Here is a 26,350-nt window from a genome sequence, read left to right on the forward strand (position 1 = left end):
CCAGTGGGGCGTCCTGCCGATGGGCCCATCGGCGTCTTCGATCCCTACTGGTCGCCGCGCAGGACCAGGCCCAGCAGCCCCGGGAAGCGTGCGTCGAACTCTTCCTTCCGCAGCCGGTTGACCCGCCTGGGCCCCTCGTCGCGCTGCTCCACGAGACCGGCTCCGCGCAGCACGGTGAAGTGATGGCTGAGGGCGGCCTTGCCGACGGGCACGTCGAAGCTGCCGCAGCTGCGGGACCAGTCGGCCGAGGACGCCAACTCCCTCACCAGCGCTATGCGTACGGGGTCGGCGAGCGCGGCGAGGGCGGTCTGGACGGGGACGTCGTCCGGGTGGGTGTGCTCGGGGGCGGCCCGATGGCTGCTGCCGGTGCGCTGGACCACGCCGTACTCCCTGACCTGTCGCCGGTGGGATCCGTCACCGGGTTGCCGAGTGTTCGACGAAAACCATACACTCCCGAGTGTTCGATCCCTGTTGAACACTCTGGAGAGGTGTTGTCGCCATGCGCGCGGTCGAGGTGCAGGAGTACGGCGGTCCCGAGGTCCTGAAGGTCGTGGAGACGCAGGTCCCCGAGCCGGGCCCCGGCCAGGTGAGCATCGACGTGGCCTACGCCGGGGTGAACTTCGCCGACCTCAAGGCCCGCGCGGAGGGCTACCGGGTGCCGAAGCTGCCGTTCGTCCCCGGCCTGGAGGTCTCCGGGCGGGTCCGGGCGGTCGGTGCGGGCGTGACGGACCTGGATGCCGGGCAGGAGGTGGCGGCGCTGACCGGCAGCGGGGCGTACGCGGAGGTGGTCGTCGCCGACGCCGCGGCCGTGTTCCCCGTACCGTCCGGCGTCGACCTGCGCACGGCCGCCACGCTGCCCACGGTGGTGCCGACGGCGTACGCCCTGGTGCACTCGGTCGGACGGCTCCGGTCCGGCGAGACGGTGCTGGTGCAGGGCGCGGCGGGCGGCATCGGCACGGTGGCCGGCCGGCTGGCGAAGGCGGCGGGCGCCGGCGCCGTGTACGGCGTGGTGTCGGCGGCGGCGAAGGTGCCGTACGCCCATGAGCACGGTTACGACGAGGTGTTCGTCGGCGACTTCGAGAAGCCGGTGCTCGCCGCCACGGGTGGCCGCGGGGTCGACCTGGCGCTGGATCCCGTGGGCGGCGAGACGTTCCAGGCCTCCCTGGCCTCGCTCGCGCCCTTCGGGCGCCTGGTCTCCTTCGGCAACGCGAGCTCGGCCGAGCCGTGGCGGGTGGGGCAGCCCGAGCTGTATCCGCGGGCGGTGACGGTGAGCGGCTTCTCGATCCTCTCGCTGGCCCAGACGGCCCCGGCCGCGCTGCGGGCGCTCGCCGAACGCGCCTTCGCGACCGTGGTGGACGGCACGGTCGCACTGCCGGTCACGGCGGAGTTCCCCCTGGCGGAGGCGCCCGAGGCGCACCGCCTGATGGGCGCCCGCACGAGCACCGGGAAGCTGCTGCTGCGGGTGTCCGGCGGCTGAGGGCAGCTATGCGGCGGGGTCGTGCGGGTGAGCCGCGCGCTCGGCCTCGGTCAGGCCCTGACGCCCACGACCTCCTCGGGCGTCCCCTCCGCCATCACCCTCCCTCCGCCCGCCCCGCCCTGCGGCCCCAGGTCGATCAGCCAGTCCGAGGCGTGCACGACGTCGAGGTTGTGCTCGATGGTGACGACCGAGTGGCCGGCGTCGACGAGGCGTTGGAGTACGTCGAGGAGGCGGGCGGTGTCGGCGGAGTGCAGGCCGGTGGTGGGTTCGTCCAGGAGGTAGAGCGTGCTGCCCGCCGCCCGGCGGCCCAGTTCCTTCGCCAGCTTGAGGCGTTGGGCCTCGCCCCCGGAGAGCGTGGTGGCGGGCTGGCCCAGCGGGAGGTAGCCGAGGCCCACGTCGGACAGGCGGCGCAGACGGGCGGTGATCGCCGGGGCGTCCCCGAACACCGTGAGGGCCTCGTCGACCGTCGCCTCCAGCACCTCGGCGATGTCGTGCCCGTCGTAGCGCACCGACAGCACCTCCGGCCGGAAGCGCCGGCCGCGGCAGCCCGGGCACCTCACGTCCACCGGCGGCAGGAAGTGCATGTGGACCGAGAGCACGCCGGCGCCCTCGCAGCGTTCGCAACGGCCGCCGGGGACGTTGAAGGAGAAGGCGCCGGGGGTCAGCCGCCCCGCGGACCGGGCCGCGAACGCCTCCCTGATCGGGGTGAACACCTCCGAGTAGGTGGCCGCGTTCGAGCGCGGCAGACGGCTGATCGGCTCCTGGTCGATGGTCACCACCTTCCCCAGGTGCTCCCAGCCGTCGATCCCGTCGTGCTCGCCCGGACGGTCCCCCGCTCCGTGGAAGTGTCTGCGCGCCGCCCGGCCCAGGATGTCCAGCGCCAGGGTCGACTTGCCCGACCCGGACGGGCCGGTGAGGGTGACCAGACGGCCGAGCGGGATGCGTACGGTGAGGTCCTTGAGGTTGTGCGCACGCGCCCCGCGAATCACCAGCGCCCGCCCGGCGTCTCCGCGCCCCTTCGACGCGGGCGCCGCCAGCCGCCCCGACAGATACGCCCCGGTCACGGAGCCCACGGCCCCGGTGCCCGCCCCTGCCGCCGAGCCCACGGCCCCGGTGCCCGCCCCTGTCGACGGGCACTCGGCCCCCGCCCCGGCCCTGGCCACCTCCTCAGGCGTCCCCTGTGCCACGATCCGGCCGCCGTGCCGGCCCGCGCCCGGGCCGACGTCCACCACATGGTCCGCCGCCCGCAGCACGTCCAGGTCGTGCTCGATCACCAGCACGGTGTTGCCCAGATCCCGCAGCCTGCGCAGCACGCCGACCAAGCGGACGGTGTCGGCGGGGTGGAGTCCCATGGTCGGCTCGTCGAGGACGTACAGCACGCCCGTGAGCCCCGAGCCCAGCAGCGCGGCCAGCCGCAGCCGCTGTGCCTCCCCCGCGGAGAGGCTCGGCGTCGGTTGCTCCAGGGTCAGATAGCCCACGCCGACGTCGACCAGCCGCCGCACCCGCTCGTCGAGATCGGCGACGACCGGCTCGACGAACAGCCACTCGTCCGCGGAGACCCGGTCCCGCAATCCGCCCAGCCAGGCGGCGAGTTCGTCGAGGGACAGACGCGTGGCCTCGACGATCGTCAGGCCGTGCACGGTCACCGCCCGGCTCTCCGCCCGCAGCCGAGCACCCCCGCACTCCCCGCAGACCTCCTTCACCAGCACCTGCTTCTCGGTGCGCTCCCGGTACTCGGTGTCCTCGATGCGTTCGGCGTAGCGCCGCAGCAGAGCCGTCACCACCCCCTCGTAGCGGCCCGCGGTGACGGTGGCGGGCGGCTCGGTGTCCGGGAAGTGCCGTCGGAACTCCGGGCTCTCGACGCCGTACAGGAGCAGGTCGCGTTCCTGGGCGGTGAGTTCGTCCAGCGGCCGCTCCGCGTCGAAGGTGAACCCGTAGTGCCGGGCCGCCGCCCGCAGCAGCGACACATTGCGCTCGGTGACCTTCGGCTGCCAGCCCAGTACGGCACCCTCGGCGACCGGGCGCCCGCCGTCGACCAGCCGCCGTACGTCCGCCCGGATGACCTCGCCGAGCCCGGTGCAGGAGGGGCAGGCGCCGGCGGGCTTGTTGAAGGAGAAGGAGCCCATCACCAGTTCGGGCACGGGAGTGGCGCAGTGCGGGCAGGGGATCCGCTCGCCCTCCGTGTCCTCGTCGTCGTACTCGTAGGCGTGCGAGGGCGGGACGCCCTTCCCGCATGCGGGACACGGACGTATCCCGATCCGCGACCACAGCAGCCGCAGGTAGGTGAACACCTCGGTGACCGTGCCGACCGTGGAGCGGGGGCTGCGGTTGGTGAGGTGCTGGTCGACGCTGATGGAAGGGGACAGGCCGGTGATCGACTCCACGGAGGGGCGGCTGACGAGGCCGGTGACCATGCCCAGCGACTCCATGTACTGCCGCTGGCCCTCCCGGTGGAGGGTGTCGAAGGCGAGCGTGGACTTGCCGGAACCGGAGAGGCCGGTCATGACGACCAGCTTGTTCTTGGGGATCGAGAGGGTGACGTTGTCGAGGTTGTGCAGACGGGCGCCGGTGATGCGGATGCAGTCCTCCATGCCTTCAAGTTTTTCATTGAAGTGCTTGTGGAGACTTTGGCCGCGCTCCTCCCTGACAATCTGGGCGTGAGCGTCGCGTAACCTTCAAGTCCCGTGAGGAACGACGACGAACGACTGCGGCCGGTCGACCTGGCCCGCCTGGCCGGGATCTCGACCCAGCAGGTCCGCAACTACGAGGAGGCCGGCGTCCTGCCCCCGGCCGCGCGTACCGCGTCCGGCTACCGGACCTTCACGGACGCGCACCGGCGGGCGCTGCTGACGTACCGCGCGCTGCTGCGGGGGTACGGGCCGGTGACGGCGGCCGGGATCATGCGGGCCGTGCACACCGGTGACGTCCCGGCGGCGCTCGCCCTCGTCGACGCCGCGCACGCCGCGCTGCACGAGGAGCGGACGGCACTGCGGGCGACGAGCGAGGCCCTGGAGACCCTGACCGAGGCACCCCCGGCCGAACTGCCCCCCGCCGGGCTGCGCATCGGCGAGGTGGCCGCGTTGCTCGGCGTACGGACGTCGGCGCTACGGGTGTGGGAGGCGGCCGGGCTGATCACCCCGGAACGGGAGCGGGGTACCAGGTACCGCGTCTACCGTCCGGCCGACGTGCGCGACGCCCGCCTGATCCACACCCTGCGCCGCAGCCACTACCTCTTCGACCAGATCCGCCCGGTCCTGGACGGCCTGCGACGTGAGGGCAGCAGCGCGAGCCTGCGCGCGGCGATCGCGGCCCGGGGCGAACAACTGACGGCCCGCACCCGCACCATGCTGTCGGCCGCGGGCCTCCTGCACGACTACCTGGAGCACGTGGAGGGCGTCACTGGCTGACACCGGTGGACTGCGCCGGACCGCCCGTGGCGTGCTGTCCGGACATTGCCCTCGTGCTTCGCCACCTGGAGAGTGAGAGGCATGGAGTTCCTGGATCCGGCGACCGCCCGTACCTGGCTCGGCACGGCCGTCGCTCAGGCGCGTGCCGGGCTCGAAGAGGGCGGCATCCCTGTCGGCGCCGCACTGTACGGGGCCGACGGGACGCTGCTGGGCCGTGGCCGCAACCGGCGTGTCCAGGACGGCGATCCGTCGATGCACGCGGAGACGGCCGCCTTCCGGGCGGCGGGGCGGCAGCGGTCGTATCGCGGAACGACCATGGTGACCACGCTCTCGCCCTGCTGGTACTGCTCCGGCCTGGTCCGGCAGTTCGGCATCTCCCGGGTGGTGATCGGCGAGGCGGTCACCTTCCACGGCGGGCACGACTGGCTGGCCGAGCACGGGGTCGAGATCGTGCTCCTCGACGACCCCGAGTGCGCCGAACTGATGCGGAACTTCATCAGGCACCATCCCGACCTGTGGAACGAGGACATCGGTGAGTGATCCCCACGAGCTCAGCGCACGCCACACCTGCCGCATCCCCACGATCGATCTGAGGCCCTGGCCGGACGGCGGCGCCGAGGCCCGCGAGGCCATCGCCCGCACCGTCGACGAGGCCCTCCAGACGGCCGGATTCCTCCTGGTCACCGGGCACGGCGTGGACCCCTCCCTGCGCGCCCGCATCCGCGCGGCCGCCCGCGCCTTCTTCACGCTCCCCGTCGAGGTCAAGCAGACGTACGAGGCGAAGGTCGGCGGGCGCGGCTGGCTCGGGCCGGGCGCGGAGGCCAACGCGTACGCGGAGGGCACCGAGACCCCGCCGGACCTGAAGGAGTCGCTGACCTTCGCCACGCACGAGCCCTTCGAGGACCCGGTGGTCAACGCCGAGTGGTACGCGCCGAACGTGTGGCCGGCGCAGGTGCCGGAACTGAAGCCGCTGTGCGAGGAGTACCTGGCACGGATGGCTGAGCTGGAGAACCGGCTCCTCTCCCTGCTCGGCGCGGCCCTCGGCCTCGAACCCGACTTCTTCACCCGGCACATGGACCACCCGACGTACGGCTTCAACATCAACTGGTATCCGGGGACAGCGGTGATCGGGGAACCGGCGCCCGGCCAGTTCCGCATCGGCCCGCACACCGACTTCGGCACGGTGACGATCCTCGACCGGCAGGCGGGCAAGGGCGGTTTGCAGGTCTACACGGACGCGGGCGGCTGGGAGGACGCGCCGTACGATCCGGCGGCGTTCACCATCAACATCGGCGATCTGATGGCCCGTTGGACCGGCGACCGGTGGCGGTCCGGGCGGCACCGGGTACTGCCGCCGCCCGCGGACGCGCCCGCCGAGGAGCTGATGAGCCTCGTCTACTTCGGGGAGTGCACGCCCGGGACGCTGGTCGAGTCCGTCCCCGCTCCGGTGGGGCGGGTGGCGTACGAGCCGGTCGACTCGCATGTGTATCTGCGGGCGAAGCTGGACTCGATCACCGTCGGCTGATCGCGGCGAACCGTTTCTGAGAAAGGGTTGCCTCGTTGGGCGAGATACCACCCTTTCGGGTGTGTCCCCCGCCGCGAATGGAGCCGCCCGTGCGAATGACTGACATCCAGCGCTGCGAGGTCCGGCCCGGACGACTCGTCGAATGGACGCTCAGTCCCGCCACCGTCGCGACCGCCGCAGGGCTGCCGGAGGACTCCAGGCCGCCCGCGTACGTCCAGGAGTCACATCTCAGGACGGTCCACTCCGTGCGTGCGGACGGCCTGTTCCTGCCGACCTGGCTCGGCACGGCGTTCGACATCCCGGGCCGGGTCGATCTCGACGCCCTGCAGAACGCGCTGCGCCTGTGGACGCTCCGGCACGAGACGCTGCGCAGCGGCTTCCGCTGGACCGGCGGAGAGATGCGCCGGTTCACGGTCGACGCCGAGACCGTGTCGCTCCAGCGCGCGGTGGTCGGCGACTTCCCCGACGCGGCGGAGCTGGTCCAGTACCTGGAGGACCGCTTCGATGCCGCGGCGTACGCGCTGCGCTGGCCGAACTTCATCTACGCGGCAGTCGTCCGGGACGACTGCACCAGCGTGTACATGGCTTTCGATCACAGCAATGTCGACGGCTACTCGATCATGCGCATCCCCGCCGAGATCCACGATCTCTACACGGCCGCCGTCGAGGGCCGCCCGGTGGCGGAGCCACCGGTCAGCAGTTACATCGACTTCTGCGAGATCGAGAGGGAGGAGGCGGACCGGATCGCCGACGACCATGTGATCGTCGCCCGCTGGCGGGAGTTCATCAACCGCTGCGACGGACAGCTGCCGAACTTCCCCGTCGAGCTCGGCATCGAATCCACCGGCCTGCACCCGCAGAAGCTCATGCGCGAGATGATCGTGGACGCCGATGCCGCCGCGGCGTTCGAGGCGTACTGCCGGCCCTACGGCGGAAGCCTGGTCGGGGTGCTGGCCGCCACCAGCCTCGTCGTGCACGAGCTCGGCGGAGAGCCCGTCTACCGCACGGTCGTGCCGTTCCACACCCGGGACAACTCCCAGTGGTCGGACTCCGTGGGCTGGTTCGTCGGCGCCGCGCCGATCGAGGTCGCGGTAACGCCCGCAACCGATCTCACCAGCGCCCTGAAGGCCGTGCGCGCCGAACTGCGGGCCAACAGGCCGCTGGCCCGCATCCCGCTCGCCCGGGTCCTGGACCTGCTCGGCTCCGACTTCCGCCCGACGTCGCCCGACCTGTACTCGGTCGTCTCGTTCCTCGACGCCCGGGGCGTCCCCGGCTCCGCGCGGTGGACCGATCTGAAGGTGTACGGACTGGGCAGGGTGTCGTACGGCGACAAGGTGTACGTGTGGTTCAACCGGCTCCACGAGGGGCTCTGGTTCACCTGCCGCCACCCGGACACCGACATCGCGCACAAGAACATGCGGCTGTATGCGGAGCGGCTGCGGGACGTCATCGCGGCGACGGTTTCGTAAGCGCCCCGACCGTTTCGCACGTCAGTGGCCCTGTTCCAGTGTCTCGATCAGCCTCTCGAAGCGGGCCCGCCAGCGCTGCTCGGACTCCGTCCCGCCCTGGAACTCGTGGGTGAAGCGCAGCGCGGCGCCCTCCTCGCCGTCCCGCTCCAGGTGGAAGCGGATCCGGCCGCCCTCCACCCGGTACTCGGCCACCCGGTCCACGTCCCACGCGGTGACCCGCCCGCTGCCGAGGTCACGGAGGGTGACAGCCCCGCCGAGACGGGGTTCCAGGACATCGGCGGGCGTGCACCAGGCCGCCAGCCCCTCCGGGGTGCTGAACGCCGGCCAGACCTTCTCCATGGGCCGGGGAAGCCGTACCAGGAAGTGCAGGATGTGGGTGTTCCCGTGGGTCTGGCTGGTGCCCTGTTCGATGGAACCGGTCATAGCACCAGCCTGACCCCGCCGGGGGCGATGTGCACCCCTTACGGCCGCTGACCTGCCTTGTCGACGACCGCGCGCTCCAGGATCGCGGTGCGAGCGGTGACGTCGCCCTTCTTGAAGCCCCACGGGAGGTCCTCGACGGCCACCGCCCGCTCCCCGAGGAACTCCTTGGTCTTCTTGTCGAAGATCAGCTCGAAGCGCTGCCCGCGGTCCACCCGGGCGACCGCCACGCCGTGCCGGCCGGCCGCGTCCACGGCGTCGTCGATCACGAAGACGCCGGAGATCCTGGCGGCGGCCCGGTACAGGGCGGCGGCCTGCGCGGGCGGCATCAGGGACTCTCGGGCGAGGTCACCGACGAGGACGAAGTTCGCCTCGTCCTTGCTGTTGCTGCCCTGGCTGACGCTGTTCAGCCACGCGTACATCTTGCCGGGGTCGGTCGGGAGGGTCTGCAGGTGGCGGTAGTTGGTGTTGGACGGATTACCGGCGACCTCCCTGTCCAGCGGCACGTCGTCGAGGTCACGGTAGGGCTCGTCCAGCAGGCCCTTGCGGCTGCCGTCCACCGACAGCCACACCTCACGCTCATGGACCGGGTCGAGCTTGGCGGGCTCGTCGTTCGACTGGCTGGTCCAGGCGACCTTGCTCCTGATGTACACGAACTGGTCGTCACGGATGCCGGCCGGCACCTCCGCGTGCTCGGCGGCGAGCGCGATGCCCTCCAGCAGCCGGGCGGCCTCCCCCGCGGCGCCGCCCGGCTCCACGGCCCCCTTCGTCGCGGCGGGCCGGTCCGGCGCCGCGGCCCGCTCCCCCCGCCCGGACGGGACGGTGAACGTGACGACGACGGCGGTGACGGCCGCCACGGCGCCCGCGACCAGGGCCGTGCGCAGAAACCGCCTGCGCACGGGGGCCTCGGACGGTTCCTGCCGGATCTCGGTCATCAGGTGCTCCTTGAGGAGTCGGTGACGGCCCGGCGGAAGGTCTCTCTCCGGCAGCTCCGGGAGCTGGTTCATCGGCTTCCCTCCCTCAGGGGCCCGACCGCGGTGGTGCGGTCACCTCTCATCTGTCCGCGAGATCCGGGGAGTTCCATATGTTTCGCGAGTTTTGTCCGCGCCCGTGAGAGCCGTGACCGTACGGTCCCCACCGGCACGCCCAGCGCCTGAGCCGCCGCCCGGTAGTCCAGCCCCGACCACACGCACAGCGCCAGCACCTCCCGCTCGGCCCGCCGCAGCCTGCCCAGAGCGGTGCGTACGACGGCCAGCTGCGCCGCGTCGTCGATGCGCTCGGCGACCTCGTCGGCGAAGTCGCGCACGGTCTCGTCACGCGGCACCCGGGCCATGGCGGCGGCATGTCTGCGGGCGGCGCGACGGGTGTTGCGCGTGACGTTGGTGGCGATGCCGAGCAGCCAGGGGCGCGGCGAGCCGCCCTCCTCGTCGAGCCTCTCGCGCAGCCGCCAGGCTTCCAGGAAGGTCAGCGAGACGACGTCCTCGGCCACGCTCCACTCCCCCGTGAGACGGAAGGCGTGGTTGTAGACGGAGCGTGCGTACGCGTCGAAGAGCTCACCGAAAGCGCCGTGGTCCCCCGCGCGGATGCGTTCCCGCAGATTCGTATCCACGCCTGTCTATCTGTCCGTACGACGAAGGCCGGTTCCCGTGAGCCACGTCACAGTAACCGGCCTTCACCGTAGGGGACTCGGACCGGCCTACACCCCGGCGTAGGAGTGCTTGCCGGAGACGAAGATGTTGACGCCGTAGTAGTTGAACAGCCAGCAGCCGAAGGCGATGAGGGCCAGGTAGGCGGCCTTGCGGCCCTTCCAGCCTGCCGTGGCGCGGGCGTGCAGGTAGCAGGCGTAGGCGATCCAGGTGATGAAGGACCAGGTCTCCTTGGGGTCCCAGCCCCAGTAACGGCCCCATGCGTCACCGGCCCAGATGGCGCCCGCGATGATCGTGAAGGTCCACAGCGGGAAGACGGCGGCGTTGACGCGGTAGGAGAACTTGTCCAGGGACGCCGAGGCGGGCAGCCGGTCGAGGACGGAGTTCGCGAAGCGGCCCGGGGTGGCGCCGTTCGCCAGCTTGTTCTCGAAGCTGTCCTTGAAGAGGTACAGCAGCGTGGAGACCGCGCCGACGTAGAACACCGCGCCGCAGAAGATGGCCGTGGAGACGTGGATGTACAGCCAGTACGAGTGAAGGGCGGGAACCAACTGGTCGCTCGCGGTGTACAAGACAGTGACGGCGAGGCCGAGATCGAGGAGGACCGTGGTGATCAGGAACAGCCCGAGCCAGCGCACGTTCTTCTTCAGCGCGAGCAGCGTGAGGTACACACCGACGGCGACCGTGGAGAAGGTGATGTTGAACTCGTACATGTTGCCCCACGGCGCCCGCTGCACCGACAGAGCCCGCGTGAGCACACCGCCGAACTCGACCAGGAAGGCGAGGACGGTGAGGGAGATGGCGATACGCCCGTAGAGGTCGCCCTGCTCGTCCCCGCCGTGCGCCCCGGGCCCGTCCGGCACGTCCCGCTGACCGGCCGTGGACCGCACGACGACCTTCGGCCGCTCCAGTACGGCGGTGGAGCCGCCCTTCTTCACCGTGACGGGGGGCGCCTCGGCCTTCGTGGCCTTCGCCGGGGTGAGCGCGGCGGCCGTACGACCGACCTTGCTGCGGCTGCCGAAGAGCCATTCGGCGATGTACGCGAAGAAGGCCAGGGTGTAGACGGCCATCGACGAGTAGATCAGCGTGTTGCTGATGTTCGCGAGGTTTTCGTTGGTGGCGGCGGCCAGCTCGGTCGCGGCGGCGAGAGTCACTTCGTCTCAGCCCCTTCGGCGGGTGCGACTTGGGGGTCGGGGGTGGGGGTGTCGGTGTCGTCGGAGCTGTCGCCCGGCGAGTCGTCGTCGGGGTCGGGTGCGCCGGGTGCCTGCTCGTACAGAACCCCGGCGAGGTCGCCGAGTTCCTCGGGCACCTTGGCGGACTCGCTGCGGCCGAGGCCGGCCATCTCGACGACGGTGACGCCGTCGGGACCGGTGGCGGCCCGCACCCAGACGCGGCGGCGCTGGATGAAGAGGGAGGCGGCGAGGCCGAAGATCGCGGCGACGGAACCGACGAGCGCCCAGCCGCTGCCGGGCTGGCGGGCGACCTGGAAGCCGGCCCACTCCTTGATCCCCTTCTCGAAGGTGACCGTGCCGGCCCCGTTCGGGAGCTTCATGGTCTCGCCGGGCTTGAGGTTCTCCCTGACCTGCGCGCCCTTGGCGTCCTTGAAGCCCTTCAGGTTCTTCTTGACCAGCTGGTACACGCTCTGCGGGAGGCCCGAGTCCACGCCGAGGTCGCCGTGGTAGGCCTCCAGGTTCAGCACCGGGTTCAGCAGCGCGGGGAACTGCGAGGCGACCTCGTTGCCCTTCACGTAGGTGGGCAGGAAGAAGGCCTGGAAGCCGAGCTGCTCCCGCTCGCCCTTGGCGTTGCGGTAGCCGTCCATGACCTTGATCGCACCGGTGGAGGTGACATTGCCGTCGAGCGGGAGGAGGGGCACGGCGTCGCGGTAGACGACCTTGCCCTTGCCGTCGCGGACCGTGATCACGGGGGCGTAGCCGTGGCTGACGAGGTAGACCTTGGAGTCGCCGATCTCCAGCGGCTCGTTGACCTTGACGGTGGTCTTCTTGTCCTTGCCGTAGGCGCCCACGCTGTAGCTGAGGTCGGCCTCGTAGGTGCGCGGGGTGCCGCGGTTGGGGCCGGTCGGCTCGTAGGTGCCCTTGAAGTCCTTCAGGGTGAAGCTGAAGGGGTCGAGGTCGTCCTGGGTGAAGAGGCTGCCGGACTTGAAGTCGTCGTACTGGGTGAGGGTGTTGGAGAAGCCGTCGCCCTCGACGACCAGCTTGTTGCCTTCGGACTTGAACAGCTGGCCCCAGGCGAAGGCGATCAGCATCACGATCAGCGCGATATGGAAGGCCAGGTTGCCGACCTCGCGCAGATAGCCCTTCTCGGCGGCGACGGCGTCACCGGAGAGATAGGCGCGGAAGCGGCGCTTCTTCAGCAGGGCGAGCGCGGCCTCGCGGACCTGCTCGGGCTCGGCCTCGGTGCGCCAGGTGGTGTAGGCGGGCAGCCGGGTCAGGCGCCTCGGGGCGGCCGGCGGACGGCCGCGGAGCTGGCCCACGAACTGCCAGGTGCGCGGGACGATACAGCCGATGAGGGAGACGAACAGCAGGATGTAGATCGCGGAGAACCACACCGAGCTGTAGACGTGGAAGAGACCGAGCTTGTCGTAGATCGGTGCGAGCGTCTCGTGCGCCTTGCGGAACTGGGCGACCTTCGTCTCGTCGATGCCGGTCTGCGGGATGAGGGAGCCGGGGATCGCGCCGAGCGACAGCAGCAGGAGCAGCAGCAGCGCGACCCGCATCGAGGTGAGCTGCCGCCAGAACCAGCGGGTCCAGCCGATGACACCGAGGGAGGGCAGATGGGGGGCGTCCTCGGCGGGGGCGGTGGAGAGCTGGGAGCCGGCGGCGCCCAGGTCCTGGTCCTCGGCCTGGCCCGGGGTGTTGTCGGGCGCGCTGGTCTTGGTGTCGCTCATCGAGTCAGATCCCCACAGTGAAGCCGTCGGACCAGACCTGCATCTCCTGCACGATGCGGTCCCACGCGCCGGTCAGCAGCAGCACACCGGTCACGATCATCATGGTGCCGCCGATGCGCATCACCCAGGCATAGTGGCGCTTGACCCAGGCGAAGGCGCCGAGCGCCTTGCGGAAGGCTACTGCGGCGAGCACGAAGGGGAGGCCGAGGCCCAGGCAGTAGGCGACGGTGAGTATGGCGCCGCGGCCGGCGCTGGCCTCGTTGAAGGCGAGCGTCTGCACGGAGGACAGGGTCGGGCCGATACAGGGCGCCCAGCCGATACCGAAGAGCGCGCCCAGCACCGGGGCGCCGACGAGCCCGGTGGCCGGCTTGGTGTGGAAGCGGAACTCCCGCTGGCTGAGCCAGGGCATCAGGCCCATGAAGAAGAGACCCATGAGGACCATGAGCACGCCCAGGATCTTGCTCAGGACCTCCTTGTTCTCCTGCAGGGTCGAGCCCCAGTAGCCGAACAGCGCCCCGCCGGAGACGAACACGGCGGTGAAGCCGAGCACGAAGAGGGAGGCACCGGCGACCATCCGGCCGCGCCTGGCCTCGGCCAGGTCGGTGCCGCTGACTCCGGTGACGTAGGAGAGGTAGCCGGGGACGAGCGGCAGGACGCAGGGGGAGAAGAAGGAGACGAGTCCGCCGAGCACGGCGATGGGCAGCGCGAGCACCAGGGCACCGTTCATCACGGTGCCGTTGTACGCGGCGAGCGTGGTCACTGCGCTCACGTCACTTCTCCGCGAGGACGGGCTTGATCATGTCGCGCAGCGTCTCCTCGCCGAGCGGCTGGAGCGCACGCACCGCGATCTTGCCCTCCCGGTCGATGACGAGCGTGGAGGGGACCAGCTGCGGGTTCAGCGTGCCCTTCTTGAAGCGGAGCATCTGCTTGCCCGTGGGGTCGTACAGGCTCGGGTAGGTGACCCCGAACTCCTTCTCGAAGGCGACCGCCGGGGTGGTGCTGGTGTCCCGCGTGTTGATGCCGACGAACTGGACGCCCTGGTCCTTGAGGTCCTCGTAGACGGTCTGGAAGTTCTTCGCCTCGGCCCGGCACGGCGGGCACCACGATCCCCATACGTTGATGACGAGGATCTTGCCCTTGTAGTCGGCGGTGCTGAGCTGCTTGCCGTCAATGGTCTCGCCGGACAGCACGGGCGCGGCGGCCCGCTTGCCCTTGGCGGCCGTGTCGATGCCGTTGTTGCCGGTGACGAAGTTGGTGTCGCCCCCGCCGCCGGACGTACCGCCCGAACTGCACGCGGACAGGGTCAGCGTGGCGACGGCGGCAAGGGTGGCGAGCAGGGCGACACGGCTACGGGCGCGACGGGCGGCACTCATGTGAAAAGTTTCGCATGCCCGTTCTGGGGATCTTGCGCACCCCCCTTGCGGGCGGAAACCCGCATTTCAGGCGGCATTTTACGAGGTCGCGGAGGTACCCGAGGAACTCGCGGAGCTACCCGAGGAACTCGCGGAGCTGCCCTTCAGAAACGTCTTCCAGCCACCGACGGGCTGCTGCCCGACCTCCAGCGTGCGCAACTTGTCGAGAATGTCCGGCTTCTGTACATCCATCCAGTCCACGAACTGCCGGAACGAGACGAGCCGGATGTCGGCACCCTTCTCCTTCTCCCGCGCGATGTGCTTGAGGGCCTCCTCGACGGCGTCCATGTAGATGCCGCCGTTCCACTGCTCGAAGTGGTTGCCTATGAAGAAGGGTGCGCGGTTTGTCTCGTATGCCCGCTTGAAGCCCTGGATGTACGCCTGCGCCGACTGCTCCCGCCAGCCCGGATAGTTGTGACTGGGCGCCTTCGTGGAGTTGATCGACTGGTTGGCGAGCATGTTGTAGTCCATCGACAGGACCTCGAACGAACGTCCGGGGAAAGGTATCTGCTGCAACGGCAGATCCCACAGCCCCTGCTTCTTCGTCGGCCACACCTGACGCCCGCCCGGCGACGAGGCGTCGTAACGCCAGCCCAGCTCACGGGCGGTGGGCAGCAGGTTGTCCTGGCCGAGGAGGCAGGGGGTGCGGCCGCCGACGAGCTCCTTGTCGTAGTCGAAGGGCAGGGAGGGCAGATCGGTCCACCCGCTGTTGGTCCGCCACTCCTTCACGAACGACTTGGCCTGCTCGATCTCGCTGCGCCACTGCTTGGGCGTCCAGTTGCCCACGGTGCCGGTGCCGGCGCAGAAGTGACCGTTGAAGTGGGTGCCTATCTCATGACCGTCGAGCCAGGCCTGGCGGACGTTCTTGATGGTCTCCTTGATGTGACCGTCGGTGAGGTAGCCGATGTCGGAGGCGCCGCGCGGGTTGTTCGGGGGTTCGTAGAGCCGCTTCTTCGACTCGGGCAGCAGATACAGCCCCGAGAGGAAGAAGGTCATGTGCGCCTCGTGCTGCTTGGCGAGGTCGAGGAAGCGCGGGAAGAGGCCGTTGCCGACCTCGCCGGCGCCGTCCCAGGAGAAGACGACGAACTGCGGCGGCTCCTGCCCCGGCTCCAGCGGCTCGGGCTTGGCCGGCTGGTTCGGCTGCTTGCCGGTGTAGGAGGTGGAGCCGTCACCGATGGGGCGGGCACGGTTGGTGTGGGTGCCGGGCTTGTTGCCTCCGTCGCCATCGGAACCCGCACCCTGGTTCGACCCGTCTGACGACGTGAGGGTGCCGCATCCCGCGAGTCCGACAGATGCGGCAGCACCCACGCCGAGTCCGATAAGTCCCCTTCGACTGAAGTTGCGCATTCCTGGCCCGTCCGTCGCGTTTGGCTGGTGGTCACCCAGTCAGAGGGCGCGACGAACGGGGAGGTTCCTCCCGATCACGGAGGTTTCGCAACAAATGTTACGAACGTGTCTTGGGCCACGAAGGGCGTACGTCCCTGGCCTTACGCCACGAAGGACGTACGCCACGAAGGCCCTACGCCATGAAGGCCGTACGCCATGAAGGACTAACGCCACGAAGGACTAACGCCACAAAGGCCGTAAAGCGCTTCGTGCCTTACGCCCCGAAGGCCTTGTCCTTCCCCTTCACCGGCTTGGCACCGGCGCGCAGATGGGCCGGGACGAGGTCGATGGCCGGCTCGCTGTAACCGACGGACACGATCCTGTCCCCCTGGTAGGTGAAGGACGTCAGGGACGCGAGCGTGCACTGCCGCTTGCGCGGGTCGTGCCACAGCCGCCGCTTCTCGACGTAGCTGCGCACGATCCAGATCGGCAGCTGATGACTGACCAGCACGGCCTCGTGCCCACGCGCGGCGTCCTTGGCCGAGTCGAGCGCGCCCATCATGCGGATGACCTGGTCGACGTACGGCTCACCCCAGGACGGCCTGAAGGGGTTGACGAGATGCTTCCAGTTCTCCGGCTTCTTGAGCGCCCCGTCCCCCACGCCGAAGGTCTTGCCCTGGAAGATGTTGTCGGCCTCGATGAGCCGCTCGTCGGTCGCGAGGTCGAGGCCGTGCGCCTTGGCGATCGGCGTCGCGGTCTCCTGCGCCCGCTCCAGCGGGGAGGCGCACACGTAGGTGATGTCCCGGGAGGCCAGGTGCTCGGCGACCCGGTCGGCCATCTGCCGGCCCAGGTCCGACAGGTGATACCCGGCGAGACGGCCGTACAGGATGCCGTCCGGGTTGGCGACCTCGCCGTGCCGCATCAGGTGGACGACGGTGATGTCGCTGTCGCTCTTGCTGCTGCCGCCGCTCATGCCGCCGTGGCCTCCGCCGCCGCTCGGGCCGCCGCCGGGAGGGCGTCGGCGATGCGCTGGACGGCCCGCTCGTCGTGGGCCGTGGACACGAACCAGGACTCGAAGGACGAGGGCGGCAGATAGACGCCCTGCGCCAGCATCGAGTGGAAGAAGGCGGTGAACCGGAAGGACTCCTGCCGCTTGGCGTCCTCGTAGTTGCGCACCTCCCGGTCCGTGAAGAAGACGGAGAACATGTTGGAGGCGTTCTGCAGCCGGTGCGCGACGCCTTCCTTGGTGAGGGCCTCGGTGACGAGGGACTGGATGGCCTGCGACACGGCGTTGACCTTGTCGTACGCGGCCTCGTCGAGGAGCCGCAGCTGGGCGAGACCGGCGGCGGTGGCGACCGGGTTCCCGGACAGGGTGCCGGCCTGGTACACGGGCCCGGCGGGCGCGAGGTGGGCCATCACATCGGCGCGACCGCCGAAGGCCGCGGCCGGGAAGCCGCCCCCCATCACCTTGCCGAAGGTCATGAGGTCGGGCCGCACCCCGTCGACGCCGTACCACCCGGCGCGGCTGGTCCTGAACCCGGTCATGACCTCGTCGGAGATGTACAGGGCGCCGTTCTCCCGGCAGGCGTCCTTCAGCCCCTGGTTGAAGCCGGGGAGCGGCGGGACGACGCCCATGTTGCCGGGCGAGGCCTCGGTGATGACGCAGGCGATCTCCCCGGGGTAGCGGTGGAAGGCCTCGTGGACGGACTCCAGGTCGTTGTAGGGCAGGACGATCGTGTCGCCGGCCTGGGCGCCGGTGACACCAGGGGTGTCCGGAAGAGCGAAGGTGGCGACCCCGGACCCGGCCGCGGCGAGCAGCGAATCGACATGCCCGTGATAACACCCGGCGAACTTGATCACCTTGGACCGCTGGGTGAACCCGCGGGCGAGCCGGATGGCGGACATGGTCGCCTCGGTGCCGCTGGAGACGAGCCGCACCTGCTCCAGCGGTTCGATCCGGTCGACCATCTCCTCGGCGAGCGCGACCTCGCCCTCACCGGGCGTACCGAAGGAGGTACCGCGGGAGACCGCGTCCTGGACGGCGGCGATGACCCCCGGGTGGGAGTGCCCGAGGATCATGGGCCCCCAGGAGCAGACGAGGTCGACGTACTCACGCCCGTCGGCGTCCGTCAGGTACGGACCGGTGCCGGACACCATGAACCGGGGCGTACCGCCCACGGCACGGAAGGCGCGCACGGGGGAGTTCACGCCGCCGGGCGTGACGGCGGCCGCACGGTCGAACAGCACCTGGGAGGCAGGCGCATCGTATGGATAGGGCGTTCCTGAAGAGGGCGCTTCGCTCATGACCTGCGACTACTCCGACCTTCTCTGACCTTCTCCGATGATCTCGGACTCCGGTTGCCAGTGACCTCCTCAGGGTAGGCCAGCGGGAGACGACGACAGCGGGCCGCTACCGCCCGGGAGCCCGGTCTCCCCCGCCCCTCAGCTCCCCTCTGCCCTCTCCCCACCCCCTCCCTGCTCCCCTTCGCCCCCGTCACCTCCCGGCGATCTGCGAGACTGGGCGTGATACACACAGCTCATGCGGGGCGTGATGATCGGGGACTGAAAAGATCCTGCGGACAGGTGTTTCAGCGCACGTTTCGGCGGGCGGCCGTGGGGGAGGTCACTGACACGATGATCGGGTTGCGCGGCGGGCGCCACGCCTCCTAGAAAAGCAGTCGGGTGGAGATATGCATCGCGGTGGCGGACTGGGCGAGGGGACTGATGACCTGGGTCCTCGACGTGCCCGGCGGGGAAGGCACCGGCGCGACGCGGAGGATTCGAACGAAGCACGCCAGGGACACGTAGTACCGGATATGCCGGGTGTACCGAACGAGTCAGAGCGGGCCGACCGTCACAGTGATCGGCTGAGGGCGAGCAGGAATGGTGGTCGGGTGGGGGTGACGTACAAGTACTTCGGCGCGCCGGACGGCGCGACCGCGGCCCGCGTCCCGATCTCGATGCGTCCCGAGGAACTCGGCGGCGACGAGCTCGGCATGAACGGCATGTTCACCAAGATCAAGCCGGAGACGATGGCCGCGATGGTCCTGACGGGCATCGAGGGCGTCCCCCTGCACAAGGTGCCGCCGCTGGAGCTCGTGGTTCTCCACCCCGACTACGCCGTGGTCAAGCTGCCGATGACGGTCGTGGACCCGCTGCGCGGCATAGGAGAGGAAGCGGTGGGCGCGGCGGCGTTCATCTGGTCGACGGTGCCGGACCGGGGTGGGCCCCGGGATGCGTTCAATGTGTACCAGTTGCTGCACGAGTGGCAGGACTTCTCGCACCGGTTGCATGAGGCGGGGCATCAGCCGTACTGCCTTGTTTGGCCCTGACCTGGGGTTTCGGGGGTTTCGGGCGGGGTTTCCGACCCCGCCCTCGTCATGTGCGGAGAGAGGCCGTCAGGCGGCCGGGGCACATTGAGGGCACATGGGTCCCCGTGTCGCTGTCCGGGGAGTCGCTGTTGCGGTCGCCCTGGCCCGTGGTGCCGGTCGCGGGATTCGTACCGGAGGATGTGCCGTGGCCCGGGGACATGGTGGGCACCCCGGAAGTGTCGAAGTACCGGGCGGTCTGCGTCTCCGGATCCAGCGTCACCGTCGCGTAGACGGGGCCGTCGACGGGCGGGTACGGGGCGATGCGACGGAGACCCCACGGGGCCGCCGTCAGATGCCCCTGCGGCAGCGGGCTGCCCGTGGGGAATCGATCCATGTGGTTGAACACGGTCTTCCTTCCTGTCAGAAGTTCTGTCCTTCGCCTGACTTGCTCACCCGCACGGCATCGAGGAACACGATCCTGCTTGTGCGGGAGTCTCAGGGGCACCGGGAAGAAGAGGCACCGGGCCCTACGTCGAAACCGGACCGGGATTCCGCAGCCCGTCCAGGACCCGTTGAAGGAGGCTGATGTCCGGTGCGCGGGCCTCGACTGCCAGTCGGCCGTCGTCGTACCAGCGGCTGAGCTGCTGCCGCCACGCGATCTCGGCACGCTGCATCTCCGCGCGGATCTCGCCGAGAGCCAGTCCCGACTCGACTCGCAGCCACACAAGGTAGGCGGGAGTAATTCGGACCGACTCTGGGACAGCAACCGCGCCGACCTCGTCAGACGGACGCGTCGGGCCGAAGGCAAGCTGCACGCACGCGTCCGGGAACGGGTCGCCGACCAGTTCCTCCGAGGGCAGGAGTCGTAAGGAGATACGCGAGATCAGCATGCGGCCGGCACCCGCAGCTCTGCCCAGACGAGCTTGCCCCAACGATGCAGGTCGTAGCCCCACCGCCAGCTCAGCGACTCGACCAGGAGCAGACCACGGCCGCCCTCGGAGTCACCTTCGGGACAGCCCAGTTCCGGGGTGTCTCGGCAGTTGTCGGCAACGCCGATCCGAATCACTTCGGCCGTCTCGCGCCGAATCACCACACGGACCAAGCGACAGGGCGTGTGGCTGACGGCATTGCTGATCAGCTCCGAAACGATCAGAGTGCCCACCTCGACCAACTCGCCTATGCCCCAGGTGTCCAGAGCCGCGGAGACAAGCAGACGTGCGCGGCGCGCGGATTCCGGCTCGCACGGCACCGTCTCGGTGTAGCCCGGAACACCAGTCGCGGTTGGCTTGGCGGCGGTCATGGTCACGGGGTCATCCCTCCGAGGCTGGGACGCCCGCCCCGCGAAGGGTGCGCAGGAGCGGGCTTTCCTCCACGCCATCGAGAGGCAGGAAGGGGAATCTCGCCCGCTCAACGGCTGGTACCGAGTCAACGGCCCTTGGCCGACGGCGAACAGGAAAAGTCGCGCCCCGCAGCACCTACGCGAACCGGAAGACTTTACGCTCTGGTGACCTCGGGGCTGGTTCGGCCAGTGACCACAGGGCTACGGTCGGTCCATGGGAGCGAACGCCATCCTCAAGAGCCGGATGGAGGAACTCGGGCTCACCCAGGAAGAATTGGCTGGTCGGATGAACGCTGCGCTGGCAGAGATCACCGGCAGGCCCGGTGACGTCTCCGACCGCACAATCCGCAACCTCCTCAATGGGACCTCCCGCCGCCCCATAGGACGCACGTGTGCAGCCCTGGAGCGGGTGTTCGGTTGTCCCGTCGAGGACTTAGGGTTCAGCGCACCACGCACCATGCAACACCCGCAGGAGGACCCCGTGCGGCGTCGCACTTTCCTCACCTCAGCGACCGGAAGCGCGGCCGCCGCCGTTCCCGTCGTTGCCCAACGCCGTGCGGTCGGCATGTCGGACGTGGCTCGGGTCGCAGCCGGTATGAATGCTCTCGTCACCACCGATCAGCATCAGGGCGGACACGCCAACCTTGAATTGGCCGCTCTTCGTGGCCGCGACCGTGTGCTGGAACTGCAGCAGCGAAATGCAAGCGAACGGGTCCGCCGGGCCTTGTACGCGCTGGCCGCGGAGTACACCGACGCAGCAGCCTGGTCCTGCATCGACGCTCGCGACCTGGACCAGGCGCAGAAGCATCTGAACGAATCCGCCACATACGCCGGCCTCTCCCAGGACGGGCCCACGGAAATGAGCGTTTGGGTCAGCATGGCGATTTTCGCCGCGCAGCGCCGCAACTGGCCGGAGGCTCTCGCGGCGGCGCAAGCCGCCCAGGCTTCGTCGTCCGCTCGCACAGACCCGTTTTTCGATTCCCTGGGCCGCGTTCGCGCAGCTCTCGCCTACGCGGCGCTCGGTGACGGCCGCGCCGCCCTTCGCTCTCTTGGATCAGCCCAGGAGGCACTCGCCAAGGCACCCCAGCGCGAACGCCCGCACTGGACAGCCTTCTACAGCCAGGCCGAACTCGACCACCTCGGCGCCATCGTCAACCACCGCAGCGGCCGCCACGCTCACGCAGAGGCGATGGCGCACCGTGCCCTGGCCAGGATCCCGTCCGCCTTCCGCCGTAACCGAGCGCTGGCGACCGCCCAACTCGCCCTCGCGCAACTTCACCAGGGAGACACCGAGCAGGCCACAGCCACCGCCACCGGCGTCTTCACCATCATGGACGGCACTCCCCTCCCCGGCCGCCTGCGCACCCTCATCGGCGACTTCCACCGGGACCTGTTCACCCTGGCCCCTTCCACCACGTGCGCGCGCGACTGGGCAGACCGTCTGCGAGCCGAATGGAGCCGAATGTGATCGAGCTGCGTCACTTCCAGCATGGACATCTCCCCGAAGGCTTCCGGCAGATGCTCATCGACGTGCACGCCGATGCCTATGCCGACGCCATGGATGACCCGTTCAACCAGCGCTTCGACTGGTTCGTGGACCACTGGTCGAGTGCGGAGGGATTCACCTGCGTCGTGGCGTACGACGGACACGAGCCGACTGGCTTCGCATACGGCGCACCAGCTACGCCCGGCCGCGAATGGTGGCGCGACACTGGATACGAGCCTCGGGGCGGGCGCACCTCCACGTACTCGGTGTCTGAAGTCATGGTGCGTCCCCAATGGCGCAAGCAGGGCGTCTCCGAACGACTGCATGAAGCGCTGCTGAAGGAGCGCACCGAAGCTCTCGCCGTACTCCTGGTCGACGTGGACCACCCCAAAGTGCAGGCGCTGTACGAGTCGTGGGGGTACTCAAAGGTCGGCGAACGGCAGCCTTTCGCCGACTCACCGCTGTTCGCGGTCATGGTCAAAGACCTTCGGGACTGAGTCGCCGTCAGCCCGTGGCGAGGCGGCTGTCGAACCCGGCCCGCACAAGTCGCTCGTAGGCGTCATACACATCCGCCGACACCTCCTGCTCGACGGCGAAACCGAGCTTCGGGTACTCGATCACCCGCTGCGGATCGCCCACCAGCATGTCCACGACGAGCTTCTCGTCGCCGATCGACTTGATGCAGTCGTCCAACTCCAGCGGCTCCGAAGCGCACACGACCTCCACCTCGGGCCACAACTTGCGGCAGGTCGCGTACGAACGGCGCTCCATGTACGGCTTGGAGATCAGCAGCAGAGACTCGACCGCGATGACGGCCTCGGCCAACAGTTCGCGCTGAGGGCGTGGGGCGCGGAAGACCCCGGCCCCACCCCGGCCCCACCCCGGCCCCTCCCTCGCCTCACCTCGTGCCGAGTGTGCGCAGCACGGTCACCGCCAACGTCCGGGCCACGTCCACCACTTCGGCGACCGCCACCCGCTCCCGCGCGCTGTGCGCCACCCGTATGTCCCCCGGCCCGAACTGCAACGTCGCGATACCCGCCCCGGCATACAGCCGCAGATCACTGCCGTACGGCGCCCCCTGCTCCGGCAGTCGGCCGCCCGCACCCGCGCCCGTCACATCCCCGTACGCCTCCCGCATCACCCCCGGCAACGGATGCCCCTCCGGCAGCCGCCCGCTGGCGAACTGCCCGCCCGGCCAGGTCACGGTCGCCGGATGGGCGCGCAGCCAGGGATCCTCGGCGCACGCCCGCGCCACACACCGTTCGAAGGCCGCCCGCGCCTCTCCCGGGTCCTCCCCCAGCCGCACCCCCAGCCGCCCCTCCGCGACCAGCAGGTCCGGCACGCTGCTCGCCCAGTCCCCTGCCCGCAGGGTCCCCACCGACAGGGCGTAGGGGATGGGATGCCCGGCCATCAGCGGATGCGGGTCCCGGTTCCGTTCGGCCTCCAGCCGGGACAGGGCCCGGTGCAGCGGCACATACGCGTCGATCGCGCTCACGCCCTGGTCCCGTGCGCTGCCGTGCGCCGCCTTGCCGGGCACGGTGATCCGGAAGGTCAGCGCACCCGCGTTGGCGGTGACCAGCGCACCGCCCGTCGGCTCGGTGATGACGCAGACGTCGCCCCGATGACCGCGCCGCAGCGTGCCGAAGGCGCCGAGGCCGCCGTCCTCCTCCCCCACGACGAAGTGCACGCCGACGCGCCCGCGCAGTCGCACGCCGGCGGCGCGTATCGCCGCGAGCGCGGCGAGGTGGGCCACCAGTCCGGCCTTCATGTCACAGGCACCCCGGCCGTGGACCACGTCCCCGCTCACCCTCGGCACGAACGGATCGCCGGGCCAGGAGGCCGGATCCCCGGGCGGTACGACGTCCACATGGCCCTGGAGGACGAAGGTGGGGCCGTCGCCGCCGTCCGGCGTCACGCCCACCAGTCCCCAGGCCTCCTCCCGCTCGGCCTCAGCCCCCGGAAACCCGGGATGCGCGCGGAGTTCGTCCAGGTCCATGGACCACAGGTCGACGTCCAGCCCGAGCCGCTCCAGCCGCCTCGCCAGCAGATGCTGCAGCTCCGACTCCGCCGCGCTCCCGGTCACGCTCGGCACCGAGATCAGCTCCAGCAGCATCCTGCCGATCCCGGCCTCGTCGATCTCCGCCAGGACGGCGCCCTCCACGTCACTCAGCACGATGCCGCTCCTCCCCCAGCCACGCCACGCCCACGGGCCGCCGCGAGCGGGACCCCCACAGATGGTCACTCCATACCCGGGTCGGATCGCGGGCGAAGCAGCCCAGGCGGAGGGGATCAGGCGGAGTGGCTCAGACGGAGCGGCTCAGGCGCCGCGGCTCAGACAGAGTGGCTCAGGCGGAACGCCCGACCGTGAATCCGATGACGGCCCCTCCCCCGTCCCGCCGGAAGGCGAACGGCGCGCCCCCGTGCGCCAGCGCCACCTCCCGGACGATCGACAGCCCCAGGCCCGATCCCGGCAGCGACCGTGCGTCGGCGGCGCGGTAGAAGCGGTCGAAGACCCGGATCAGGTCGTCCTCGGCGATACCCGGCCCCCGGTCGAGGACCTCGACGCGCACCGTCCCCGGACGAGCGGGGCCGGCGATGTTGATCTCGATCGGTGCCGTGCCGTCACGGTCGAACTTGGCCGCGTTCTCGACGAGGTTGGTCACCGCGCGCTGCAGCATCCCCGGCCGTCCGTCCGCCGACGTGTCGCCGCTCGCGCGGACCTCGATCCGCCGCCCGGTACGCCGCCGGGCGAGCCCAGCGACCTCCTCGGCGATGTCGGCCAGGTCCACCCGCTGGGTCGGCTCGGTGTCGGACTGCCCGGCCGCCAGGTCGACCAGCTCGTTGACCAGGTCGGTCAGTTCGCGCGCCTCCTGGCCGAGGTCGGCCACGAGTTCGTCGCGGGTGGCGGGCGGCAGCTCGTCGATGCGGCGCAGCAGGGAGATGTTCGTCCGCAGGGAGGTCAGCGGGGTGCGCAGTTCGTGGCCCGCGTCCTGCACCAGGCGCCGCTGGTCCTCCTCCGACTGGGCCAGCCGGCCCAGCATGCGGTCGAAGGCGCGGCCCAGGCGGCCGACCTCGTCGTAGCCGGTGACCGGCACCTGGATGCCGAGCCGCCGGGTGCGGGCGACGTCCTCGGCGGCGGAGGTGAGGACGACCAGGCGGCGGGTGATGCGCCGGGCCAGCCACCAGCCGAACAGCCCCGCCAGCGTCACCACCGCCGCCATCAGCAGCAGGGTCCGCTGCTGCAGCGCCCGCAGCAGGTCCTCGGTGTCGCTGAACTCCTGCGCGACCTGCACGGCACCGCGCCCGCCGCCGAGCGCGACGGTCGCGACGCGGTAGACGTCGCTGCCGACGTCGACGTCCTTGTGCTGGACCATGCGTCCGGCGGTCCCGTCGGCCGCGATGCGCCGGTCGGCGGCCGTGACCGGCAGCCCCGGACGGCCCGGGTCGACGACCGCGCCGTTCGGGCCCAGCACCTGCACATCGGTACGGGCGGGCCGTACGAGATCGTGCCCGGGCGCGGAGGAGGAGAAGTCCTCCGGCGTCATCGGCCGCTGCCGCACCTCGCCCCGCAGATCCTGTACGACCTCGCCGAACACCGACTCCTGGTCCACCCGCACCAGCCGGGCGGCGGCGGTGTACGACAGGAGTCCGACCAGGACGGTGACCACGGCGGTGACGGCCGCGAAGGACACGGCGAAGGTGGTGCGCAGCGAGACGAGTCCGGTCCGCCGTCGTCCGGTCAGCAGCCGTCCGGTCAGCAGCCGCCGGAGCCGACGGCGGGCCGGGCCCACTCAGTCCTCCCGCAGTACGTAACCCACCCCGCGCACCGTGTGGATCAGCTGCGGCGCGTCCGGCTCGTCGAGCTTGCGGCGCAGATAGCCGACGTAGACGGCGAGGTTCTTGGAGCCGGGGCCGAAGTCGTAGCCCCAGATCCGGTCGTAGATGGTGGAGTGGTCGAGGACGATGCCGGCGTTGCGGACCAGCAGCTCCAGCAGCTCGAACTCGGTCCGCGTCAGCTCCAGCTCGCGCGCGCCTCGCCAGGCCCGCCGCGCCTGCGGGTCCATGCGCAGCCCGGCCGCCTCGATCAGCCGGTCGCGCGTCGTCGCGGGGGCCTGCTTCGGTACGTCGGCGGGGGCGCCCTGCGTCTCGCTGGTGCGGCGCAGCAGGGCGCGCAGCCGGGCGAAGACCTCCTCGACGTCGAAGGGCTTCACCACGTAGTCGTCGGCGCCGGCGTCCAGGCCGGCGATCCGGTCCTGGGTCTCCACGAGCGCGGTCAGCATCAGGATCGGGGTGCGGTCGCCCTCGGCGCGCAGCACCCGGCAGACCTGCAGCCCGTCGATGCCGGGCATCATCACGTCGAGCACGAGCACGTCCGGCGGCGTGCGATGGGCCTGCGCGAGCGCCTCGACGCCGTCGGCGACCGCGGTGACCTGGTAACCCTCCAGGGTCAGCGCGCGCTCCAGGGCGTTGCGGATGGCGCGGTCGTCTTCGGCGAGGAGAACAGTCTGGGGCACGCATTCATACTGCCTGCCTTCGCAGTCCTACGACGTGACGAGCGGCTCACCGGGCCCCCTTCTTACTGGCCTCTCACCCAGCGCGGCGCAGCGCCGCCGGCCGCTCCTGGAAAGGC

At 70.3% G+C, this 26,350-nt stretch carries 26 protein-coding genes and 1 pseudogene; 8 read left to right on the forward strand and 19 right to left on the reverse strand.

Annotated features, from left to right (window positions below):
* Positions 1-44 precede the first annotated feature (44 nt).
* Complete coding sequence (locus tag AQI70_RS19915) at positions 45-380, reverse strand: ArsR/SmtB family transcription factor (RefSeq protein WP_062151714.1); 336 nt, start codon at positions 378-380, stop codon at positions 45-47.
* Positions 381-499: 119 nt separating this feature from the next.
* Here AQI70_RS19915 and AQI70_RS19920 point away from each other — a divergent pair, with 119 nt between their 5' ends.
* Positions 500-1,477, forward strand: a complete 978-nt coding sequence (locus AQI70_RS19920) for a quinone oxidoreductase family protein (protein WP_062151717.1) — start codon at positions 500-502, stop codon at positions 1,475-1,477.
* Between the two features lie 50 nt (positions 1,478-1,527).
* On the opposite strand, the gene AQI70_RS19925 is transcribed toward AQI70_RS19920, so the two are convergent.
* Positions 1,528-4,068, reverse strand: a complete 2,541-nt coding sequence (locus AQI70_RS19925; protein WP_062151720.1) for an excinuclease ABC subunit UvrA — start codon at positions 4,066-4,068, stop codon at positions 1,528-1,530.
* 93 nt (positions 4,069-4,161) lie between these two features.
* Here AQI70_RS19925 and AQI70_RS19930 point away from each other — a divergent pair, with 93 nt between their 5' ends.
* The 4 genes from AQI70_RS19930 to AQI70_RS19945 all read left to right on the forward strand — a co-directional run bounded on the left by AQI70_RS19930 (position 4,162) and on the right by AQI70_RS19945 (position 7,878).
* Positions 4,162-4,884 (forward strand): MerR family transcriptional regulator, encoded by a 723-nt coding sequence (locus AQI70_RS19930; protein WP_062151723.1) that lies wholly within the window; start codon positions 4,162-4,164, stop codon positions 4,882-4,884.
* Positions 4,885-4,965: 81 nt separating this feature from the next.
* Entirely contained in the window at positions 4,966-5,424 is a 459-nt protein-coding gene (locus tag AQI70_RS19935) for a nucleoside deaminase (RefSeq protein WP_062151726.1), read from the forward strand.
* A complete protein-coding gene (locus AQI70_RS19940) occupies positions 5,417-6,409 on the forward strand; it encodes an isopenicillin N synthase family dioxygenase (protein WP_062151730.1) in 993 nt (330 codons plus the stop codon). The genes AQI70_RS19935 and AQI70_RS19940 overlap by 8 nt, the downstream gene beginning before the upstream one ends.
* Positions 6,410-6,498: 89 nt before the next feature.
* On the forward strand, positions 6,499-7,878 hold the full coding sequence (locus tag AQI70_RS19945) for a condensation domain-containing protein (RefSeq protein WP_062151733.1): 1,380 nt from the start codon (positions 6,499-6,501) through the stop codon (positions 7,876-7,878).
* 21 nt (positions 7,879-7,899) lie between these two features.
* On the opposite strand, the gene AQI70_RS19950 is transcribed toward AQI70_RS19945, so the two are convergent.
* The 10 genes from AQI70_RS19950 to hemL all read right to left on the reverse strand — a co-directional run bounded on the left by AQI70_RS19950 (position 7,900) and on the right by hemL (position 17,888).
* Positions 7,900-8,301 carry an SRPBCC domain-containing protein gene (locus tag AQI70_RS19950; protein ID WP_062151735.1) on the reverse strand — a complete coding sequence of 134 codons (402 nt, stop codon included), beginning with the start codon at positions 8,299-8,301 and terminating at the stop codon, positions 7,900-7,902.
* Positions 8,302-8,339: 38 nt separating this feature from the next.
* Positions 8,340-9,305 (reverse strand): CU044_5270 family protein, encoded by a 966-nt coding sequence (locus tag AQI70_RS19955; protein ID WP_062151738.1) that lies wholly within the window; start codon positions 9,303-9,305, stop codon positions 8,340-8,342.
* Positions 9,302-9,907 carry an RNA polymerase sigma factor gene (locus AQI70_RS19960; RefSeq protein ID WP_244181727.1) on the reverse strand — a complete coding sequence of 202 codons (606 nt, stop codon included), beginning with the start codon at positions 9,905-9,907 and terminating at the stop codon, positions 9,302-9,304. The genes AQI70_RS19955 and AQI70_RS19960 overlap by 4 nt, the downstream gene beginning before the upstream one ends.
* An 87-nt stretch (positions 9,908-9,994) precedes the next feature.
* Positions 9,995-11,095: a c-type cytochrome biogenesis protein CcsB gene (gene ccsB / locus AQI70_RS19965; RefSeq protein ID WP_062151741.1), complete on the reverse strand. Its 1,101-nt coding sequence runs from the start codon at positions 11,093-11,095 to the stop codon at positions 9,995-9,997.
* A complete protein-coding gene (resB, locus tag AQI70_RS19970) occupies positions 11,092-12,846 on the reverse strand; it encodes a cytochrome c biogenesis protein ResB (protein ID WP_062151744.1) in 1,755 nt (584 codons plus the stop codon). The genes ccsB and resB overlap by 4 nt, the downstream gene beginning before the upstream one ends.
* Before the next feature lie 4 nt (positions 12,847-12,850).
* Entirely contained in the window at positions 12,851-13,615 is a 765-nt protein-coding gene (locus AQI70_RS19975; RefSeq protein ID WP_062151747.1) for a cytochrome c biogenesis CcdA family protein, read from the reverse strand.
* A gap of 1 nt (position 13,616) precedes the next feature.
* A complete protein-coding gene (locus tag AQI70_RS19980) occupies positions 13,617-14,219 on the reverse strand; it encodes a TlpA family protein disulfide reductase (protein WP_062151762.1) in 603 nt (200 codons plus the stop codon).
* 78 nt (positions 14,220-14,297) lie between these two features.
* Positions 14,298-15,605 (reverse strand): polysaccharide deacetylase family protein, encoded by a 1,308-nt coding sequence (locus tag AQI70_RS19985; RefSeq protein WP_062151765.1) that lies wholly within the window; start codon positions 15,603-15,605, stop codon positions 14,298-14,300.
* Between the two features lie 253 nt (positions 15,606-15,858).
* Positions 15,859-16,557 carry a histidine phosphatase family protein gene (locus AQI70_RS19990; protein WP_062151768.1) on the reverse strand — a complete coding sequence of 233 codons (699 nt, stop codon included), beginning with the start codon at positions 16,555-16,557 and terminating at the stop codon, positions 15,859-15,861.
* A complete protein-coding gene (hemL, locus tag AQI70_RS19995) occupies positions 16,554-17,888 on the reverse strand; it encodes a glutamate-1-semialdehyde 2,1-aminomutase (RefSeq protein ID WP_062151771.1) in 1,335 nt (444 codons plus the stop codon). The genes AQI70_RS19990 and hemL overlap by 4 nt, the downstream gene beginning before the upstream one ends.
* 386 nt (positions 17,889-18,274) lie before the next feature.
* Here hemL and AQI70_RS20005 point away from each other — a divergent pair, with 386 nt between their 5' ends.
* Positions 18,275-18,916 carry a hypothetical protein gene (locus AQI70_RS20005; protein ID WP_078504104.1) on the forward strand — a complete coding sequence of 214 codons (642 nt, stop codon included), beginning with the start codon at positions 18,275-18,277 and terminating at the stop codon, positions 18,914-18,916.
* A gap of 46 nt (positions 18,917-18,962) precedes the next feature.
* Here AQI70_RS20005 and tgmA read toward each other — a convergent pair whose 3' ends face one another.
* From tgmA to AQI70_RS20020, 3 genes are all read right to left on the reverse strand, one after another.
* Positions 18,963-19,301: a putative ATP-grasp-modified RiPP gene (gene tgmA, locus AQI70_RS20010; protein WP_062151774.1), complete on the reverse strand. Its 339-nt coding sequence runs from the start codon at positions 19,299-19,301 to the stop codon at positions 18,963-18,965.
* A gap of 121 nt (positions 19,302-19,422) precedes the next feature.
* Positions 19,423-19,785, reverse strand: coding sequence for a hypothetical protein (locus AQI70_RS20015; protein ID WP_062151777.1), 363 nt, complete (start codon positions 19,783-19,785; stop codon positions 19,423-19,425).
* Positions 19,779-20,195 (reverse strand): ATP-binding protein, encoded by a 417-nt coding sequence (locus AQI70_RS20020; RefSeq protein ID WP_062151780.1) that lies wholly within the window; start codon positions 20,193-20,195, stop codon positions 19,779-19,781. The genes AQI70_RS20015 and AQI70_RS20020 overlap by 7 nt, the downstream gene beginning before the upstream one ends.
* A gap of 253 nt (positions 20,196-20,448) precedes the next feature.
* Here AQI70_RS20020 and AQI70_RS20025 point away from each other — a divergent pair, with 253 nt between their 5' ends.
* Positions 20,449-21,702: a helix-turn-helix domain-containing protein gene (locus AQI70_RS20025; protein ID WP_062151783.1), complete on the forward strand. Its 1,254-nt coding sequence runs from the start codon at positions 20,449-20,451 to the stop codon at positions 21,700-21,702.
* Positions 21,687-22,217: a GNAT family N-acetyltransferase gene (locus tag AQI70_RS20030; protein ID WP_062151786.1), complete on the forward strand. Its 531-nt coding sequence runs from the start codon at positions 21,687-21,689 to the stop codon at positions 22,215-22,217. Before AQI70_RS20025 ends, AQI70_RS20030 begins: the two co-directional genes overlap by 16 nt.
* Before the next feature lie 7 nt (positions 22,218-22,224).
* Here the strand turns inward: AQI70_RS20030 and AQI70_RS20035 are convergent.
* The 4 genes and pseudogenes from AQI70_RS20035 to AQI70_RS20050 all read right to left on the reverse strand — a co-directional run.
* Positions 22,225-22,554, reverse strand: a pseudogene (locus AQI70_RS20035) (YdcF family protein); the annotation flags it as partial.
* Positions 22,555-22,618: 64 nt separating this feature from the next.
* On the reverse strand, positions 22,619-23,893 hold the full coding sequence (locus AQI70_RS20040) for an ArgE/DapE family deacylase (protein ID WP_062151789.1): 1,275 nt from the start codon (positions 23,891-23,893) through the stop codon (positions 22,619-22,621).
* 172 nt (positions 23,894-24,065) lie between these two features.
* Positions 24,066-25,511 carry a HAMP domain-containing sensor histidine kinase gene (locus AQI70_RS20045; protein ID WP_425264622.1) on the reverse strand — a complete coding sequence of 482 codons (1,446 nt, stop codon included), beginning with the start codon at positions 25,509-25,511 and terminating at the stop codon, positions 24,066-24,068.
* Entirely contained in the window at positions 25,512-26,234 is a 723-nt protein-coding gene (locus tag AQI70_RS20050) for a response regulator transcription factor (protein ID WP_062151792.1), read from the reverse strand.
* Positions 26,235-26,350 lie beyond the last annotated feature (116 nt).

The organism is Streptomyces curacoi (assembly GCF_001513975.1).
GTDB lineage: Bacteria > Actinomycetota > Actinomycetes > Streptomycetales > Streptomycetaceae > Streptomyces > Streptomyces curacoi.

Excerpts from the sequence above, each read along its gene's own strand:
- AQI70_RS20020 (WP_062151780.1), bottom strand. The coding sequence starts at position 20,195 with ATGACCGCCGCCAAGCCAACCGCGACTGGTGTTCCGGGCTACACCGAG.
- AQI70_RS19985 (WP_062151765.1), bottom strand. The coding sequence starts at position 15,605 with ATGCGCAACTTCAGTCGAAGGGGACTTATCGGACTCGGCGTGGGTGCT.
- AQI70_RS19920 (WP_062151717.1), top strand. The coding sequence starts at position 500 with ATGCGCGCGGTCGAGGTGCAGGAGTACGGCGGTCCCGAGGTCCTGAAG.
- resB (WP_062151744.1), bottom strand. The coding sequence starts at position 12,846 with ATGAGCGACACCAAGACCAGCGCGCCCGACAACACCCCGGGCCAGGCC.
- AQI70_RS20015 (WP_062151777.1), bottom strand. The coding sequence starts at position 19,785 with ATGCTGATCTCGCGTATCTCCTTACGACTCCTGCCCTCGGAGGAACTG.
- AQI70_RS20005 (WP_078504104.1), top strand. The coding sequence starts at position 18,275 with ATGCATCGCGGTGGCGGACTGGGCGAGGGGACTGATGACCTGGGTCCT.
- AQI70_RS19925 (WP_062151720.1), bottom strand. The coding sequence starts at position 4,068 with ATGGAGGACTGCATCCGCATCACCGGCGCCCGTCTGCACAACCTCGAC.
- AQI70_RS19990 (WP_062151768.1), bottom strand. The coding sequence starts at position 16,557 with ATGAGCGGCGGCAGCAGCAAGAGCGACAGCGACATCACCGTCGTCCAC.
- AQI70_RS19980 (WP_062151762.1), bottom strand. The coding sequence starts at position 14,219 with ATGAGTGCCGCCCGTCGCGCCCGTAGCCGTGTCGCCCTGCTCGCCACC.
- AQI70_RS19955 (WP_062151738.1), bottom strand. The coding sequence starts at position 9,305 with ATGAACCAGCTCCCGGAGCTGCCGGAGAGAGACCTTCCGCCGGGCCGT.
- AQI70_RS19935 (WP_062151726.1), top strand. The coding sequence starts at position 4,966 with ATGGAGTTCCTGGATCCGGCGACCGCCCGTACCTGGCTCGGCACGGCC.
- AQI70_RS20025 (WP_062151783.1), top strand. The coding sequence starts at position 20,449 with ATGGGAGCGAACGCCATCCTCAAGAGCCGGATGGAGGAACTCGGGCTC.
- AQI70_RS20030 (WP_062151786.1), top strand. The coding sequence starts at position 21,687 with ATGGAGCCGAATGTGATCGAGCTGCGTCACTTCCAGCATGGACATCTC.
- AQI70_RS19950 (WP_062151735.1), bottom strand. The coding sequence starts at position 8,301 with ATGACCGGTTCCATCGAACAGGGCACCAGCCAGACCCACGGGAACACC.
- hemL (WP_062151771.1), bottom strand. The coding sequence starts at position 17,888 with ATGAGCGAAGCGCCCTCTTCAGGAACGCCCTATCCATACGATGCGCCT.